The following is a 17,221-nucleotide window of genomic DNA, read 5'->3' on the forward strand; positions in this document are numbered from 1 at the left end:
ATGTTGAAAGAAAGCTTCAAAAGGCGTAGTTATGACGTTAATTCTGCGCGCCAGAATTGGGACAGCATCAAAGATGGGCCGCTCTCGAATGTTGCAATAGCGGAATACACAATGGGTATCTGCATAGATTCGGCGCGTGATCGTGGCTGAGCAACCCATAATTGATCAAAATTGAATAACTCGATCAATTCGTCTCCCTAACGCACAAAACCCGCCTACTTGGCGGGTTTTTTCATCTCTGGCTTTTTGGCTGGAGGCGGATCGCTCGCCGGCCTATGCGCACCCACTTTCTTTAGGGCCGCATCAAAGCTAGTCTCCGATTCGTCACAGCCTAATTGACGCGCAGCGTCAATAAACGTTGCAAGTTGCGCGTCGATGTTTGTCCGTTTTGGCGATCTCGTCATGACCGAACACTCTATCGCAAACTGAGCGCTTTTTCTCATGAAATTTCGCCTTTATATCGACGAGGTGGGGAACGGCGACCTAAAAGGAGCCGCAAAAGACCCAAACGTTCGATTTCTTTCGCTTACCGGCGTCCTCACCCGGACAGATATTCATGAGAAAGTTATCCAACCAGAAATCGACAGCCTAAAACATAGATTATTTGGCCACACTCCTCAAATTCCCGTTGTTCTTCATAGAAGGGAGATAATGAGGAAAGAAGGGCCGTTTTCTGTTTTGCATAAGAATAGTGTTCTTGATGAATTCAATTATGAGTTATTCGCTTCTTTAGAGAAATTTAGCTATCGTGTTATTACCATTCAAATTGACAAGCAAGCACATTTAGAAAATTATAATATATGGCATTTCGACCCATATCATTATTGCTTAAGGTGCATGATTGAAAGATATGCTCTTTATCTTCAATATAACAAGTTAAAAGGTGACGTTATGATTGAAGCAAGGAATAAAAATTCCGATAAAAAGCTTAAAGCCTCATTTGCAAATATTTACGAAACCGGCACAGAAAATATGAATGGGAGATCGATCCGTCGCGTTCTCCTGTCGAAAGACATTATGATGAAACCGAAAACAGCGAATATCGCAGGTCTTCAAATCGCTGACTTACTTGCGCATCCTAGCGCACGGCATATGCGCTTTGAACGAGAAGGGGTGCCTCATCCAGAGGACTTCGGCACTAAGATTGCCAAGATGCTGATTGATAAAAAATACAGGCGAGACCCGAGAACCTTCAGAATTGACGGCTACGGCCTAAAATGGCTCCCATAAACGAAGACGGGGGCCTAAAGCCCCCGGCGATCGCGCATTTACGATCTCCCTTCTCATGATTCGCCACTGGCTTATCAATCGAATTAAGCTGATTCTACCCGAATCGGTCGATTCTTTCAAGAGTCAAGGAGATTTTTTATTGTGCACAAGGTGACTGGCAATATTTAAGACGCTTGCCTTTCACTCCACCCAGCGCGCGGGAGGTGCGTTCGCCATCTTCGCAACCGAGCGCAGACCGGTTCGAATACCGGAAGTCGAACTCAGCCAGATAACGGTGAAGGTGCTTTTCTCCGCAGTGCTGATAGACGCCCTTCATGCCGCGCTTGAAGATCGAGAAAAAGCCCTCCACCGTATTGGTAGTAATGACCTTTTCACCTTCGCGGCGGACATATTCGTCTTTGATATGGTTCACGGTGTCGTGGCTGGCGAAGTGACCTTCTTTATTCATGTTTTTATAGGTGCTGGCGGTGTCGGTCATGATCGCCGTTTCGCGGACGATGTTCTCTTTCACAACCGGGATAATGTCGGCAATGGACGTGCTATCGACATGGAAAGAGCGAGCCGAACCGCCGCGCTCCACCAGCGTCAAGACAATGTTCTTGTGCGCGCCGCCGGAACGCTGCTTCGGAACGCCCTCGACGCGGCCAATGTAGGTTTCGTCAACCTCAACCGTGCCGCCAAGGCTGCCTAAAGGGGACAGATCGCCCGAGCGCATGGCTTCGCGGATGCGATGGGCCAGGAACCAAGCCGACTTGTACGTGACCTCCAGAACGCGGTGAAGCTGGTGCGCGCTGATGCCCTTCTTGGAGGAAGTCATCAGATACACAGCCTGAAGCATCTTGTTCAGCGGGATATGCGCCGATTCGAAAACCGTTCCGACCTTGACGGTGAACTGCTTGCGGCAGTCCGAGCACTTGCGAAGGCCAAGGCGGGTTTTGCGCAGATCGTAATGCTTGCCGCTCACGCTGCCACAATGGGGGCAAACCGGACCTTCCGGCCACAAAACGCCTTCAAGGTGGGCGAAGGCTGCGGCTTCATCGTGAAAATAGGGCTTCGACAGGACAGACATGGGCTTAACTCCATGTCATAACTCTAGCTCAAGCCATGTGGTTTGTAAAGTACATAATTGCCCAAGGTTAGCGCCGTTCAATAAGCTCAAGCCTACGCTCGGGAGAGGGAAAATGGTCGTACGCGTATCGACGGTGGCTTTCGAGGGAGTAGAAGCGCGGCCCGTCGATGTGCAAGTGCAGATTTCCAACGGCACCGTAGTATTCAATGTTGTCGGCTTAGGCGACAAGGCGGTCGCCGAATCACGCGAGCGGGTTCGCTCGGCGCTGGTGGCATCCGGCCTGGCTCTTCCCCCCAAACGCATTACCGTCAATCTTGCGCCGGCAGATCTGCCGAAGGAAGGCAGTCATTACGATTTGCCTATTGCCTTGGGGGTGATGGCGGCGATCGGCGCGATACCTTTCGATGCTCTGGATGGCTTCACGGTGCTTGGCGAACTGGCGCTGGATGGAACTCTCAGTCCGGTGGCGGGCGTGCTACCCGCGGCCGTTGCGGCGAATGCGCGTGGACGCGGCCTTATTTGTCCCGCCGAATGCGGACCCGAAGCCGCCTGGGCATCGAGCGATATTCCGATTCTGGCGCCGCGATCACTGATTCAGCTGGCCAACCACTTCCACGGCACGCAGGTTCTTTCGCGTCCCGCGCCAGCCATTCGCGCTGCAAGCCGAGAACTGACGGATCTGCGCGACATCAAGGGCCAGGAAAGCGCCAAGCGTGCCCTCGAAATTGCGGCGGCAGGCGGGCACAATCTGCTTTTCAACGGGCCGCCCGGCGCCGGAAAGAGCATGTTAGCGGCCCGCCTTCCCTCAATTTTGCCACCGCTGACGCCGCGGGAATTGTTGGAAGTCTCAATGATTTATTCCGTTGCCGGGGCTTTGGCGGGCGGAGAACTCACGGACCGGCGTCCTTTCCGGGCGCCGCATCATTCCGCCTCGATGCCCGCCCTAGTGGGAGGAGGCTCGCGCGCACGGCCCGGCGAAATTTCATTGGCGCATAACGGCGTTTTATTTCTTGACGAACTGCCAGAATTTCAGGCGCAGGCGCTTGATGCGCTTCGTCAACCTCTGGAAACTGGCGAGGTCGCTATCGCCCGCGCAAACCACCGATGTGTCTATCCAGCGCGGTTCCAATTGATCGCCGCGATGAATCCCTGCCGCTGCGGCCACGCGCAAGAGTCAGGATATTCCTGTCGCCGGGGCGACCCGAAAAGTTGCGAGCAGGCTTATCAGACGCGACTATCCGGTCCGTTGCTCGACCGGATCGACCTTCATCTTGAAGTCGCCGCCATCCGCGCTTCGGACCTCATCCTGCCCGCGCCCTCGGAAGGATCGGAGGAAGTGGCGGCGCGGGTCGCTGCGGCGCGGGAGATTCAGCGCGATCGTTATCATCGCCTTGGCCAGCCAAATATCTCATGCAATGCCGCTGCTTCTGCCGCTCTGGTCGAACAGGTTGTTCAACTGGACGATGCAGGTCGTAATCTTGTACGCGACGCGTCGGACCGGCTGCGCCTTTCTGCGCGGGGCTTTCACCGCATTCTCAAGCTGGCCCGCACCATCGCGGATTTGCAGGCCGCGCCACATGTCTTGCGGCCGCATCTGGCTGAAGCTCTATCCTACCGCCCCGCTTCCGATCGCAATAACAGGGCAGCCTGAAGCAACGAAACGTTCAGCGATCGGCATTAGGATGGAATGAAGTCGCCATACGGCGAGGCCTCGGATTTACGTCCATCTTTCAAGCAATCGTTGTATTTTCCATGTCGTTGATGACAACGGTCAGCTTCCTCCTAGCGGTCATCATGTTTGGCGCAGTCGGCTTGTCGGCTTTTCTTATTCATAAAGCCCGTCGGGAGCAGAAACACGCGGAAGCGGAGCAAGAGCGTCTGCTTGACGAAATTCGGAAATTGAAGTCCGCGACGACGATCGCACTGGACAAGGCGGAAGCGGCCAGCGAAGCAAAATCGCGTTTTCTTGCGACGGTCAGCCATGAGTTTCGCACGCCTTTGAACGGCATTTTGGGCATGACCGAAGTTCTTTCCTCGACACCTCTGACCGCCGAGCAATCATACTATCTCGAAACTATCCGTGCTTCAGGCGCGTCGCTCTCGTTGTTGATCAACGAAATTCTTGATTTTTCCAAGATCGAGGCCGGCAAGCTCGAACTAGGATCGGCGCCATTCGATTTGCCGGCTTTGGTCGAAGGCGTTGCCGAACTTTTGGCGCCACGCGCCCAGGGCAAGGGAATTGAGATCGCGAGTTGGGTCGATCCGGAGGCGCCACGCATGGTGGTCGGCGATTCCGTTCGCCTGGGCCAGGTTCTCCTCAATTTGGCAGGCAACGCCGTCAAATTCACGCAAAGCGGTGGCGTTGGCTTGCGCGTAGAATTTCGCGCCGCGGCAGGGCTTCTATTTTCGGTCTCCGACACAGGCCCCGGTGTTCCGCTCGAACAACGACAGTCTATTTTTCAGGAATTCGAACAGGCCGACGGGTCGCTGTCGCGGCAACATGAGGGCACGGGCCTTGGTCTGACAATTTCGCGTCGCCTCGTCGCATTGATGGGCGGCGACTTGCGGCTGGAACGGGCGGAGCAGGACGGGTGCATTTTTGCTTTCACGATCGACCTGCCCTGCGCGCCTGACGATCAAATCCGCGATTTTAAAAATGACCTGCGTGGCAAGTCCGCGCTCGTTATCGCCGCGTCGCCGTTCGGCGCTCCCTATTTGAGTCGGCGTCTGGTCGAACTTGGCGCTAAAGTCGCGCGCGAAGAGGACGAGGCCGAAGCAATCAAAGCGTTAAGTCGAACAGCCCCAGATCTGGTTATAGTCGATTGCGCCTTCGGCGAAGCGGCCACCCAACGTCTCGCAGTCGCCGCACGCGCAGCGGGCGCCGGAAAAAGTCTCGCGCTTTTTTCCCCTTTCGAGCGGCGCGCGTTTGGCGAAGCCATCGTCCATAATTTCGACGGGTGGCTGGTTAAGCCGGTTCGGCTCGAATCCCTCCACACAAGACTCTATTTGAAACCTATGGCCTTGCGCCAAGGCGGGGAGGCTTCTCCGATCATCTCGGCCGGGAGCCGCCTTGAGGGGCGCCGAATTCTGCTGGCGGAAGACAATGACGTGAATGCGCTTTTGGTAGAGCGACATCTGCGCCGCTTGGGTGCTGAAATGGTGCGCGCTCATGATGGCGTCGAGGCCGTAACATTGGCTGGCGAGGCGATCCGAGGCAAAGGCGGCCGGTTCGACGCGGTCTTGATGGATATACGAATGCCGAGGCTAGATGGCTTGGCGGCGGCGCGGCTTGTGCGTGCCGCCGAGGCGAGGGAAGGAACGTCGCCGACGCGCATGATCGCCATGACCGCCAATGCTTTCGACGAGGATAGACAGGCGGCGCTCGACGCGGGTCTGAACCATTTTTTGACCAAGCCGGTGGATCTCGACGCAATGGTCGACGCCATCATTCCGAAGGATCGATTCGCGGCCAAGTAAATATTTCTGCAAATGACTTTGTCATATTTTCGTATCGAGATTGCTTTATTTCTGCAAAACGCCCTTTTACAGGGACGCCTCCGGCTTGGAGGACGATTCGGCGTTATGCGAGAATGAATGCCGAGGCTACCGTCATTCGAGGAAGTGTTGCATGAGCGGATTGGCCGTCATTGCGGGTCTGTCGTCGAAAATTCACTGGCTGCCCAAGAGAAGCCGACAGAACATTCCGCACGGAATACGGCCTTTCGGCGGCTGGGCGCCCAAATTTTCGCATTCCGGCCTTGGCCCCTCGTTGGGTCGGTCCGGTTCGCTCGAACTCCGTCTTGCGACGAAAAAATCCGAAATCCGCAAGGCGCAGAAATTACGCTTTCATGTTTTTTTTGAGGAAGGCGGCGCCACGCCGGATGGCGCGACCGCGCTCGTTCGGCGCGATATTTGCCGCTTCGACAAAGTCTGCGACCATCTGCTGGTCATCGACCATGCCGCGCGAAATCGTTTCGGCAAGATCAAACCCCGTGTTGTTGGCGCGTACCGATTATTGCGACAGGAAGTGGCACAGGCCAATTTCGGCTTTTACAGCGCGCAGGAATTCGATATCGGACCGTTGCTCGCCCAGCACCCGAAGTCACGTTTCCTTGAACTGGGCCGCTCGTGCGTTCTAGCAGATTATCGCGGCAAGCGAACCATTGAAATGCTTTGGCGCGGCATCTGGACTTATGTCAAACACTACCGCATCGATGCGATGATCGGTTGCGCCAGTCTGGAAGGGATCGATCCCGTCAAACTGGCGCCACAACTGAGTTTTCTCTTTCATCACGCCAAAGCCGACGCGCAGTGGCGGGTGCGGCCGTTGCCGAACAAATTCACCTCTATGGACCGGATGGCTGCGAACGAGGTCGACGTCAAGCGCGCCCTGGCCTCTCTGCCGCCTCTCGTTAAAGGCTATATGCGCGTTGGCGCCAAATTTGGCGAAGGCGCGGTGATCGATCGTCAATTTGGGGTGACGGACGTGTTCGTCGTCATGCCGATCAACGAAATCGAAGGGCGCTACATCGAGTATTTTGGCAGCCCGGACGATTTAGCCCGCAAAGTGGCCTGAGCATTCCGAGCTAAAATAAAAAAAAACCCGCGGCAAGGCGGGTTTTTTTGCTGATCTGAAAATCTTCAGGATAGATGTTGAGGCTGGGTCGCCTGGGCTTGCTGCATGCGCTGCGTATAGAGAGCCGCGAAATCGATGGGATCGAGATAAAGCGGTGGGAAGCCACCATTTCGCACGGCGTCCGCGACGATCTGGCGAGCGAAGGGGAATAGCAAGCGTGGGCATTCGATCATCACCACCGGGTGACTCTGTTCCTCCGGGATGTTCACTAACCGGAACACGCCCGAATAAGTCAGCTCGAATTTGAAAAGAACATTGGCGCCCTCTCCGGCCGAGCCTTCGAGAAGCACTTCCACCTCGAAGTCTTTTTCCGCAAGCTGTTTGGCGTTGACATTAACCTGGATGGAAATGTTCGGGCCTCCTTCCTGGGGGCCGAGCGAGCGCGGCGCATTGGGATTTTCGAACGAAAGATCCTTGCAATATTGCACCAGGCAGTTCAGCGCCGGCGCGCCGCTGTTCTGTCCGCCGTTGGCATCAGTCATCAAAATCTCCTGCGAATTCTTGGGATGGCGGACTGAAAGACCACCTAGGCTTTGTCAAATATGGCGACGCCCAAAGCTTCGACTTGCGGGGAAAGTGCAAGCCGAAGCCATGTCCGACCCGAACAAAACCCCGCTGCCCGGTAGCACGAAACGCCAGCAAAAAACAAGCAACGAGAAAGGTTTTCCGCGTCCAACGGCTTGCCGAAATCACCGTCGCACTGGATCATGGGAAACCCATTCTCCAGGCGCGAGTTCGACAATCTCAGGGCGCCCCCGGCGATGAACGGAAGCAGTGGCGCCCCAAGAGGCTCCGAACCGACGCGCCAATATTTGCCGGACGGATGGAGCGGCGAGGGCAAGACCGACCAAGTCTGAAACGAAGCCCGGAAGAATGAGTAAAATGGCGGCAAGTGCGCGAATCAGGCCGTCGACGATGTCGCCCTGCGGGCTCCCCGCGCCGGAAATGGAGGAACGCAAATGTTCCCAAGCTCCCCGACCGGTTTGGCGCATCAACGCGAATCCGGCGAGCGACGTCGCGAGGCCGAGCAGCAAGGCGCCGCTGAAGCCAATATTTTGAACTACGGCGATGAAAGCAGCGAATTCCAATCCCAGCCAGGCGCAAAATCCGAAAATAAAGTGAGCCGGAAGGATCATCTAGCGGTTCCTATCCGATACCATCAGCTGAAGAGGCGTCCTTGCTGGCGCCGCGCGTCGATGTTACCCATCGACGCGAACAATATGGTCGGACGGGCTCCCCTGCGCAATAGCGGTCCCGAACGACATTTCGAGGCGACGCCATGCAACTTGACCCGGCGATGATCATTTTTGCCTTTCTGGCGCTTTTCGTCCTGTGGAGGCTCCGTTCGGTCCTGGGTGAACGGAGCGGATTTGAGAACAAGCGCAACGATGGCCCAGCTCCGTTTCCGGCGGCGCCGCCGCAACCGTCCGGGGCCAATGATGAACGTTGGGCGGATTTCGCCGAGCGCGGAAGTCAGGCATGGACAGGGCTCGACGATATTGCGCGCGCGCAGCCTGGCTTTGCGCCTCGTCCCTTTCTGGACGGCGCCTCCTCCGCCTATGAAATGGTGGTGCAAGCATTTTCGCGCGGCGACGAAGCCGCGCTGCATTCCCTGACCAGCGACGAAGTTTTCGCCAGCTTCAAGGGCGCATTGGAAGAGCGCAGCCGCAGCGGAGAAACTTTGGAGACGACTTTTGTGGGTTTCAACTCGGTCAAGATCGTCGAGGCGCGGGTTGAGCGCGGCAGTGGCCTGATCGCCGTCCGATTCGATTCACAATTCATCACCGTCACACACGACAAGAATGGCGCTGTGATCGAAGGCGACCCAACAAGGCCGTCCAACATCGTCGACGTCTGGACCTTCGCCCGGCGCAACGACGCGAGCGGACCGAATTGGACCTTGGTTGCAACTTCTCCCGCTCAATGATCACGCACCCGCGCCTAGCTGCCATAAAGACCGCTCGTATTCTCACAAGCTGCGTTATGTTCGGCTACGTCTGCGCAAGCTTTGTAGTGCGCTGCCGAGCGGACGAGCCGCCTTACCGACTTGAAGCTGTCAGCTTTGGCGAATTGCCTGGATTTGCAGCCGACAAGCACGGCGAAGCTTTGCGACTTTTTCTGACATCCTGCGCCACTCCGCCGCACTCGCCAGCAACGGTTTCGGCGCTCAGGTCGAGCGCCCTCAAAAAAGCCTGCGTGGCGGGTATGTCCGAAGAAAGCGCAAAAAACCCCCGCGCGTTCTTTGAACGACAATTTCAACCGTTCAGAATTATCGCCGAAAAAACGCCTGATGCATTTTTTACCGGCTATTACCAGCCGGAAATTTCCGGTTCGCTTTCCCAAAGCGCGGATTTTCCAACGCCGGTCTACGCTCCGCCCCCGGATTTGACCGCGCTGCCAGTGAAGGATCGCACTGGCGTTCTCGCCGAATTGACCGCCGCGCGACGGCGATCGGACGGAAGTCTGTCGCCCTATCCCGATCGCGGCGCTATCGAGGACGGAGCGCTGGACAAGGTTCCAGGCGTCAGGAAGGTGGTCTATCTCAAAGACAAGGCGGATCTCTTCCTCGCGCAGGTTCAAGGCTCGGCGCGGGTTCGGCTGCCAGACGGGCGGATTCTCCGTTTGGCTTTTGCCGGTCGCAATGGTCAGCCTTATACGGCGCTGGCCCGCGTTTTGGTTCAGCGCGGCGTGGCGCCTCCAGCCGAAATGACTATGCGCCGTTTGATCGATTGGCTGCGCCAGAATGGCCTCGGAACTGGGCAGGCTGGCGATGAATTGCTACGCCTCAATCGGTCCTACGTTTTTTTCAGCGCGAGCATCGACAAGGACGCGGGCAAACAACCTCTGGGCGGCGGCGGCGTCGCGCTGTCGCCGCTGCGCTCTATCGCCATCGATTCGCATATCTGGCCCTATGGCCTGCCGTTCTATATCGATGCGCGTTTGCCCTGGCGCGGCGCCGAGCTTGAATCCTTCCAACGGCTAATGATTGCGCAAGATACCGGTTCGGCTATCGTGGGGCCTGCGCGCGCGGACATATTTTACGGCCTGGGCGACGCCGCCGGAGTGCGTGCGGGCGAAACACGCCATCATGGCCAATTCTTCCTGCTTTTGCCCAAGGAATGAAAGCCAGCACGACGCCATGGAATTTCGGCGATGAAAAGCGGCGTTGAAAAGAAACGCACCTTACGCATGCGGCTCCCTTCGCAGGAGGAGATGGTCTTGTGGCGCCACGCCACAGCCGATGTGAAACCGCGGGTAAAAAAACCACTGCCCAAGTCCGAGTCGCCTTCTCCGCCGCCAATGTCCGAATTAGTTCCAGCCAAAAAAAACCCTTTGGAGCAATCGGGCGCTTCAGCGGCGCTACAGCGGACCAAATCGCCGCTCAACCCGGCCCTCACGCCGCTCGCGCCCCTGGATCGCCGGCTGAAAAGGCGTTTGTCTTCCGGCAGGGCGGATGTCGACGACGTGATCGATCTGCATGGCCTTACTCAGGCGCAGGCGCATCAGGCGCTTGAGTCCTTCCTTTGGCGGGCTGCCGGATCTGGCGCGAAAATCGTGCTGGTCGTCACCGGCAAGGGCAATCCGCAGAGTGACGCTGGCGCCGGCGAGAGAGGCGTGCTTCGTCGCTACGCGCCGCAATGGCTGCGTGCGTCGTCGCTTCGCTCCATCGTTCTTAGCGTGGAGGAGGCGGCGCGGCCGCATGGCGGATCGGGCGCGCTTTATGTCCGATTGCGCCGACGTTTGCCTGGTTGAGGAAAGGCTTGACTGGACAATGTCGTGCGGGCATGTGGCGGATCGGAGAATTCTCGGGAGATCCCATGGCTACGCATCGATTCGACGTTCTTGGCCTCGGCAATGCGATTGTCGATGTGATCGCGCCGGTGGACGACGATTTTCTGATCAAGGCTCAGCTCCGCAAGGGTGCGATGCAACTGGTCGACGAAGCGCAGGCGCAATCACTTTATGATGCGATGGGCGCGACGACGATCGTTTCCGGGGGCTCTGCGGCCAATACGATCGCCGGATTGGCCAGTTTCGGCGGAAAAGGGGCATTTGTCGGCAAGGTTCGGGCTGACGAAGCAGGTCATGCCTTTGCCCATGACATCAAAGCGGCGGGCGTCCATTTCTCGACGCCGCCGGCGTCGGCGGGCCCTGCGACCGCGCGCTGTCTCGTCCTGGTGACGCCCGATGGGCAAAGGACTATGAATACTTTTCTTGGCGCGTGCCAGAATTTGACCTGCGACGACATCGACGCCGACGACGTCTCGGCGTCGAAAATCCTTTATCTCGAAGGCTACCTGTGGGACCCGCCAGCGGCGAAAAAAGCCTTCATCGAGGCGGCGCGCATCGCCCATGACGCTGGACGCCGGGTCGCGCTGACCCTTTCCGACGTATTCTGCGTCGATCGCCATCAACAGGAATTTTTGCGCCTGATCCGCGAAGGCGTCGTCGATATTCTGTTCGCCAATGAATCGGAATTGCACGCCCTTTATGAAACCGCGGATTTCGACGCGGCGCTCGTCGCCCTGCGCCAGGAGAAAATTCTGGCGGCGGTAACGAGATCGGAAAAAGGCGCGATCGTTGTCAAAGGGCAGGAAACCCATGAGGTTCCCGCGGCCCCTATCGACAAGCTGATCGATACAACCGGAGCCGGCGACCTTTTCGCCGCCGGTTTTCTGACCGGCTTTACACAGGGCCAAGCGCTTGATCGCTGCGCGCGCCTTGGCGCCTTGGCCGCAAGCGAAATCATCCAGCATTTCGGCGCTCGACCGGAGATCCGGCTAGCCCAACTCGCTGAGCAGAGCGACTACCTCCAGATGCTTTGAAAGCAAAGGGACTCGACCCCGGAGACATGACGGATCGGTCGCGCCAATCCGTCGCCAATCGTCGGGGCATTAGTGGCGAAAGTGGCGGTGTCCCGTCATGACCATAGCCAGACCGGCCTCGTCGGCAGCCTTGATCACTTCGTCATCGCGCATGGAGCCGCCCGGCTGGATGATGGCGGTGGCGCCCGCCTCGGCGGCGGCGAGCAGACCGTCGGCAAACGGAAAAAAGGCGTCAGAGGCGACGACGGAACCCTTGGCCCAGCTTTCGGCCGCGCCCGCCGCTTTCGCAGCCTCGGCCGCTTTCCAGGCAGCGATCCGCGACGAATCGACGCGGCTCATCTGACCGGCGCCGATACCCACCGTTGCGCCATCCTTGACATAGACGATGGCGTTGGACTTGACATGTTTGGCCACGCGGAAGGCGAATTTCAGATCGGCCAGCTCCTGTTCGGTGGGCGCGCGCCGGGTGACGACTTTCAAGGTCATATCGTCAACGACAGCGTTGTCGCGCGATTGAAACAGCAGGCCGCCGGCAACCGAGCGAACGCCGACACCCGCAGAGCGAGGATCAGGCAAGCCGCCGGTCAGCAAGAGGCGAAGATTTTTCTTTGCGGCGACGAGCGCGATCGCCTCTTCGTCGGCGTCAGGGGCGATGATGACCTCGGTGAAGATTTTCACGATTTCAGCTGCCGCGGCTACGTCAAGTTTGCGGTTCAGGGCGACAATCCCGCCAAAAGCTGAAATGGGATCGCAGGACTGCGCGCGCAGATAGGCTTCCACCAGCGTTGCGCCTTCGGCGACGCCGCAAGGATTGGCGTGTTTGACGATCGCCACGGCGGCCGTTCGCGCAGGGTCGAACTCGCCGACGAGTTCGAACGCGGCGTCGGTGTCGTTGACATTATTATAGGACAGCTGTTTGCCCTGAATTTGCCTCGCGGTGGCGACGCCTGGCCGCTCGTCGCCGGTCTTGTAAAATCCGGCCGTCTGATGCGGATTTTCGCCATAGCGCATCGGTTCGGCCAGCCGACCGCCAACCGCGCGGAATTCCGGGGCCTGCTCGCCAAGAGCCCGGGCGAGCCAATTCGATATGGTCGCATCGTAAACGGCGGTGCGCGCATAGGCTTTTTGCGCGAGTTTTTGGCGCAGCCCAAGGTCGAGAGCGCCGGCTTTCGCGTCCATCGTGCTCAAGATCATCGAATAATCCGCTATATCGACGACGACGGCCACGTCGTGATGATTTTTTGCCGCGGCGCGTATCATTGCGGGGCCGCCGATATCGATATTTTCGATGGCTTCGTCCCAGTCCGCGCCTTTCGCGATCGTCGCCTCGAAGGGGTAAAGATTGACGACGAGGAGATCGATCGGCTCGATTCCATGCGCCAGCATCGCCGCCTCATGTTCGGGGTTTTCGCGGATCGCCAGAAGGCCGCCATGCACTTTCGGATGCAGTGTCTTGACCCTCCCGTCCATCATTTCGGGAAAACCGGTCAGGTCGGTTACGTCGAGGACTGGCAGCCCGGCCTCGGCGAGGGCCTTGCGCGTGCCGCCGGTCGAAATGAGCTCGACGCCGCGCTTGGACAAAGCTTGGGCGAAATCGATCAGTCCCGTCTTGTCGGAAACAGAAAGCAGCGCACGTTTGATGGCGCGGATGTCGGACATGGGGTTACTCTTCAAGTCTTTTGGTTTTGCCCTGGAAAAAAGCTAGCCTTCGCCAAGGGGCAGCGCGGATCGGGGATGGCCGGAGAACTGGCCAAGGCGTGTTTCTACGCGCGGCGCTTAGCATGTTTCAAGGCAAACGGAAATGCGTCGATGACGCCCGCTCTCAACGAACCTTGTGCTCGCTCTGCTCGGGGGCGACCTGCGGCGCCTGAAGCGCAAAGGACCAGGAGATTTCATCGATATCGGCGGCATTCCCATAGACGACGATCTGTTGGCAGGCGCGGGCGCCCTCGGGCGCCGCGAAAAAAATGCTCTCTTCCACATCGATTGGCAAACCACCGGCCTCGTAAGCCAGAACGGCGCCTCGCGAGGTTTGCAGCAACACCCCCAGGCCATCCCAGATAGGGACAAGGGTGACGGAGGGGTGGATATGGAAGCGGATGGCGTAATTCACGTCCTTCCTTTCAACGCCGGGAAAGGGGATCAGCCGATCGCGGCCTTTTAAGCGCGCTCCGTCGGCTTGAAGCATCAGGGTTCTTTCGTGAATCAAGCCGAAGCGGCGTTGATAGCCGTCGTGCGACGCGCGGACCGTCGTACCTTCGTCGCTATCTTCCCGGGTGACCGGGACGGCGTTGGGGCCTGACAGGATTTCGTCGGCGAACCAGCTTTGGACGCCGGACCGGGCACTGAAGAGACAAGATGAGACATCGTTGACGGTCACGGTCGAATGCGCCGCTGTGGTGCGAGCACTGGCGCGAAGATCGGGGCGTCGCCGACCCGGATTGCCGCAGTTGACCACAATCCTCTCCATACTTAGCGAAAACTCGAAGGAGAGACAGCCCGCATGAGCGTCGCGGGAAAACAGGGGCGGCGGCGGGGCGCCTGTATCGACGATGACCAGTGCGTTCGAAGCTTCGAGCCGCTGATAGCCCGCATAACGGGCATTGAAAATCGGCCTGCCGCGCGTGTCGTCATAAGACAGCGCAATAGCGATGCGGTCAGGCGCGGTCACGCCCATGCCGTTGAACAGCGCAAGGGCTCCATCATGATGACGGAACATCCGCAAGGCGGGGGTGATCCGGTCAATGGCGTTAAGCAATTCCGGCGGCGGCGACATTCCGCGCGCAGCGAAAGCTTGACGCAAAGGCAAAAGATCGAAGAGGAGATCGACCAGCGTTTGCGGATTGCGGCCGATCGGGCCGCCATCGAGCAGGATCTGCTCGCGCAATTGTTCGTTCAAGGCAGCAACCGCGCCTTTCAACAAAGGCGTCCCACCTTGCACGCAAAGCGCGAACGCGGTCATGGCGAGGGCGGCGGTCAACTGGAACTCTGCCGCCAGTTCGTCGTGAACATGGCGACGTAGTAGCCAGTAGCCGCGGGAAAGCACACGGATGAAGCGCCGGTAATCGTCATAGTTGACGCCCTCCAGTAACATGGGCGACTGGCTAAGCCAGGAGAGGGTGCGCCGCGCCACGACGCCTGGATCCCAGGCCGGGTGAGCGCCGGTCTTGCCCGACGTCGTGATGAATTCCTTTACTAGGGATCGGGCGTTGGCGCGAGCCAGGGCGGTGTTGGCCGCGCGCAAATGACGCAACCAGCCGAAACCGTTCAGGATTCGCGCCCATTCCGGCGAGGGGGGATCGAGCGAGAAAGGCGAGCGGCCATGCGCGTTGACGATTTTTCCTGCAAAACAGTAGTAGCCGGCATAAATTTCGGCCGCGATGGTGGGGTCGCCTGTGCGAACATCTTGCGGAGCGATCAGTAGCCTTTCAGGCTGGCGTGACCGCCACTGGCCGAAAATCGAAAATGAACCGGTTATTTCTGCGCGTAATTTAAGGGCGCCGCGCGCGATCAGCAGACCAAAGATGTGCAGACGTTCGAAAAAAGGCGATGCGCTCGAAATCGTCAAAGGCGATCCAATCTCCGCTGCGCCGAGTTGTTTGGCGCACTGGCGACCCTTACGTCGGAGATTGGCTGAATTATTAATTAACAGCTAATTAACCCGCTTTAGACGCGCGATGAAAAATCCGTCGAGTCCGCGCTGGCGGGAGTCTTCGTGCGGCAGGAAATAGGGAAGAATGCGAAGGTCGCCCTCCGGGGTTGCCGCCTCGTCGGGCAATCCGAATAAGCCGGGGTCGATCTTGTCGCGGATGATGTCGGGGTTTCGCCGCAGCATTGCGGCGATTTGCGCCTCGCCTTCTTCAGGTTCCAGGGAGCAGGTGCAATAGACAAGAAGCCCCCCCGGTTTGAGCAGGCTCAACGCGCGGTCTAGAATTCGGGTCTGGATAGCGGCGAGCGCGGTGATATCGCCGGGCTTTTTGGTCCACACGACATCGGGGCAGCGCCGCGCGGTGCCGGTCGCGGAACAGGGCGCATCTACCAGGATGGCGTCGAAAGGTTCTGCCTTGAAACTTGCCGCGTCGCCAACGGCGATGACGGCTTCCAGGCGCAGCCGCGAAAGATTGGCCGAAAGCACCTTCAGCCGTTCGGCCGAGCGGTCGAGCGCGGTCACGTGGGCGCCGGTCAAAGCAAGTTGGGCGGTCTTGCCGCCGGGGGCGGCGCAAAGGTCGAGGACGCGCTGGCCGGGGCCCGTTTCGAGCAGACGGGCGGGCAACGCTGCAGCGGCGTCTTGCACCCACCAAGCGCCCTCTTCATAGCCCTCCAGTTCACGGATTGGAGCGTGTGTCTGCAGGCGCACTGAACCGGTCGGCAGTACGCGCCCCCCGAGTTTTTCCGCCCAGACTGATGGATCAGCCTTGACGGTAAGGTCGAGCGTCGGCTCGTCCATATTGGCTCCGGCGACGCAATGGGCGCGGTCCCCGCCGTAGATTCGCCGCCAGCGTGTAGAGAGCCAATGCGGCGTGTCGTCTTCCAGAGGGTCGGACTGGTTTAGAAATTCTTCTCGGCGCCGTATCAGATTGCGCAACACGCCATTGACCAGATTTGCGAAGGGGGCGCTTTTGGGGTCGAGGCGGGTTGCTCGGACAGCTAGATCGACTGCGGCGTGGTCGGGTGTATCGAGAAACAGGATTTGCGCGCTGGCCGCGATGAGAATCCATTCGAGCGGCCCGCAATTGCGCGGCAGGCCCTTTTCGACCAACTGGCTCAATGACAGACGTATCGTGCCCAATCGGCGCAGGGCGACGGTGGCGATCGAGCGCGCTAGACCACGATCGCGCTCATCGAGACCATTTACTCGCGACGGAGTGGCTTCGGCGGCAAAACGTTCATCCAGCGCATGACCGCCCTGAACGACGTCGCAAATGACCGCGGCGGCCGCGACTCGCACGGCAAGGCCAGGATGGGCCAAGGCTTCGCTTGCCGCATGTTCCTGCTGATGAGGCCTTGCTGCCGTCTTGTCCTTTGCCGAGCCGCTCTTGCCGACGCGGCCGAAAGGCTTGCCGAAGTTTTGGGTCATTCGCCCCGTGATCAGGTCGGAGTTGCGTGCGTGCGGGTTTCGTTTATGAATCCGCCTAGGATATTTTTATCATAGGGGCGCCTGGTTTGCCATGCGCGTCCTTTGCACTAATTCCCAGGCGACGCCGCAAGCGCCTCGGACAAAGCAATGACCGAAAGGCTCCGGCATGTCGGAATCAGATCGCCTTGATCGCCAACATGATGTTCAGGATAAGGACAAGGCCTTGAGCCCGCAGGCCAAACGCGCGTTGGCGGAGGCGGAGGCGCGCCGCCGGCAGGCAGCACTTGAGCCGGCCTTGCCACCGGAGATCAACGGTCCCAAAGGCCCGGAGCCGATCCGATACGGCGACTGGGAGCGCAAGGGCATAGCCAGCGATTTTTGAA

The 17,221-nt window shown here is 58.6% G+C and carries 15 protein-coding genes; 9 read left to right on the forward strand and 6 right to left on the reverse strand.

Annotated elements, in window-relative coordinates:
• Positions 1-441 precede the first annotated feature (441 nt).
• Positions 442-1,230 (forward strand): DUF3800 domain-containing protein, encoded by a 789-nt coding sequence (locus ACLP2E_RS20785; protein WP_442466991.1) that lies wholly within the window; start codon positions 442-444, stop codon positions 1,228-1,230.
• Positions 1,231-1,366: 136 nt separating this feature from the next.
• On the opposite strand, the gene ACLP2E_RS20790 is transcribed toward ACLP2E_RS20785, so the two are convergent.
• Positions 1,367-2,299, reverse strand: a complete 933-nt coding sequence (locus tag ACLP2E_RS20790; RefSeq protein ID WP_442463949.1) for an IS1595 family transposase — start codon at positions 2,297-2,299, stop codon at positions 1,367-1,369.
• A 112-nt stretch (positions 2,300-2,411) separates the two neighbouring features.
• Between ACLP2E_RS20790 and ACLP2E_RS20795 the strand changes: the two genes are divergently transcribed.
• The 3 genes from ACLP2E_RS20795 (at position 2,412) to ACLP2E_RS20805 (ending at position 6,875) form a co-directional block, all read left to right on the forward strand.
• Positions 2,412-3,950, forward strand: coding sequence for a YifB family Mg chelatase-like AAA ATPase (locus ACLP2E_RS20795; RefSeq protein WP_442467008.1), 1,539 nt, complete (start codon positions 2,412-2,414; stop codon positions 3,948-3,950).
• A 248-nt stretch (positions 3,951-4,198) separates the two neighbouring features.
• On the forward strand, positions 4,199-5,776 hold the full coding sequence (locus ACLP2E_RS20800; protein WP_442466992.1) for an ATP-binding protein: 1,578 nt from the start codon (positions 4,199-4,201) through the stop codon (positions 5,774-5,776).
• Between the two features lie 151 nt (positions 5,777-5,927).
• A complete protein-coding gene (locus tag ACLP2E_RS20805; RefSeq protein WP_442463946.1) occupies positions 5,928-6,875 on the forward strand; it encodes a GNAT family N-acetyltransferase in 948 nt (315 codons plus the stop codon).
• A gap of 65 nt (positions 6,876-6,940) precedes the next feature.
• Here ACLP2E_RS20805 and secB read toward each other — a convergent pair whose 3' ends face one another.
• Both secB and ACLP2E_RS20815 read right to left on the reverse strand, forming a co-directional pair.
• Complete coding sequence (gene secB, locus ACLP2E_RS20810; protein WP_442463945.1) at positions 6,941-7,417, reverse strand: protein-export chaperone SecB; 477 nt, start codon at positions 7,415-7,417, stop codon at positions 6,941-6,943.
• Positions 7,418-7,624: 207 nt separating this feature from the next.
• Positions 7,625-8,071, reverse strand: coding sequence for an FxsA family protein (locus ACLP2E_RS20815; RefSeq protein WP_442463944.1), 447 nt, complete (start codon positions 8,069-8,071; stop codon positions 7,625-7,627).
• Positions 8,072-8,214: 143 nt separating this feature from the next.
• Between ACLP2E_RS20815 and ACLP2E_RS20820 the strand changes: the two genes are divergently transcribed.
• The 4 genes from ACLP2E_RS20820 (at position 8,215) to ACLP2E_RS20835 (ending at position 11,761) form a co-directional block, all read left to right on the forward strand.
• Positions 8,215-8,862, forward strand: a complete 648-nt coding sequence (locus ACLP2E_RS20820; RefSeq protein ID WP_442463943.1) for a Tim44/TimA family putative adaptor protein — start codon at positions 8,215-8,217, stop codon at positions 8,860-8,862.
• Positions 8,863-9,140: 278 nt separating this feature from the next.
• Complete coding sequence (mltA, locus tag ACLP2E_RS20825) at positions 9,141-10,058, forward strand: murein transglycosylase A (protein WP_442463942.1); 918 nt, start codon at positions 9,141-9,143, stop codon at positions 10,056-10,058.
• A 210-nt stretch (positions 10,059-10,268) separates the two neighbouring features.
• Positions 10,269-10,688: a Smr/MutS family protein gene (locus tag ACLP2E_RS20830; protein WP_442463941.1), complete on the forward strand. Its 420-nt coding sequence runs from the start codon at positions 10,269-10,271 to the stop codon at positions 10,686-10,688.
• Between the two features lie 65 nt (positions 10,689-10,753).
• Positions 10,754-11,761 (forward strand): adenosine kinase, encoded by a 1,008-nt coding sequence (locus ACLP2E_RS20835; protein ID WP_442463940.1) that lies wholly within the window; start codon positions 10,754-10,756, stop codon positions 11,759-11,761.
• 69 nt (positions 11,762-11,830) lie between these two features.
• Here ACLP2E_RS20835 and purH read toward each other — a convergent pair whose 3' ends face one another.
• The 3 genes from purH to ACLP2E_RS20850 all read right to left on the reverse strand — a co-directional run bounded on the left by purH (position 11,831) and on the right by ACLP2E_RS20850 (position 16,838).
• Positions 11,831-13,420: a bifunctional phosphoribosylaminoimidazolecarboxamide formyltransferase/IMP cyclohydrolase gene (purH, locus tag ACLP2E_RS20840; protein WP_442463939.1), complete on the reverse strand. Its 1,590-nt coding sequence runs from the start codon at positions 13,418-13,420 to the stop codon at positions 11,831-11,833.
• A 163-nt stretch (positions 13,421-13,583) separates the two neighbouring features.
• A complete protein-coding gene (locus ACLP2E_RS20845) occupies positions 13,584-15,329 on the reverse strand; it encodes a heparinase II/III family protein (protein ID WP_442466993.1) in 1,746 nt (581 codons plus the stop codon).
• A gap of 84 nt (positions 15,330-15,413) precedes the next feature.
• Positions 15,414-16,838, reverse strand: a complete 1,425-nt coding sequence (locus ACLP2E_RS20850) for an RsmB/NOP family class I SAM-dependent RNA methyltransferase (protein WP_442466994.1) — start codon at positions 16,836-16,838, stop codon at positions 15,414-15,416.
• Between the two features lie 166 nt (positions 16,839-17,004).
• Between ACLP2E_RS20850 and ACLP2E_RS20855 the strand changes: the two genes are divergently transcribed.
• A complete protein-coding gene (locus ACLP2E_RS20855; protein ID WP_442463936.1) occupies positions 17,005-17,220 on the forward strand; it encodes a DUF1674 domain-containing protein in 216 nt (71 codons plus the stop codon).
• Position 17,221 lies beyond the last annotated feature (1 nt).

It is taken from the genome of Rhodoblastus sp. (assembly GCF_052145335.1).
GTDB lineage: Bacteria > Pseudomonadota > Alphaproteobacteria > Rhizobiales > Beijerinckiaceae > Rhodoblastus.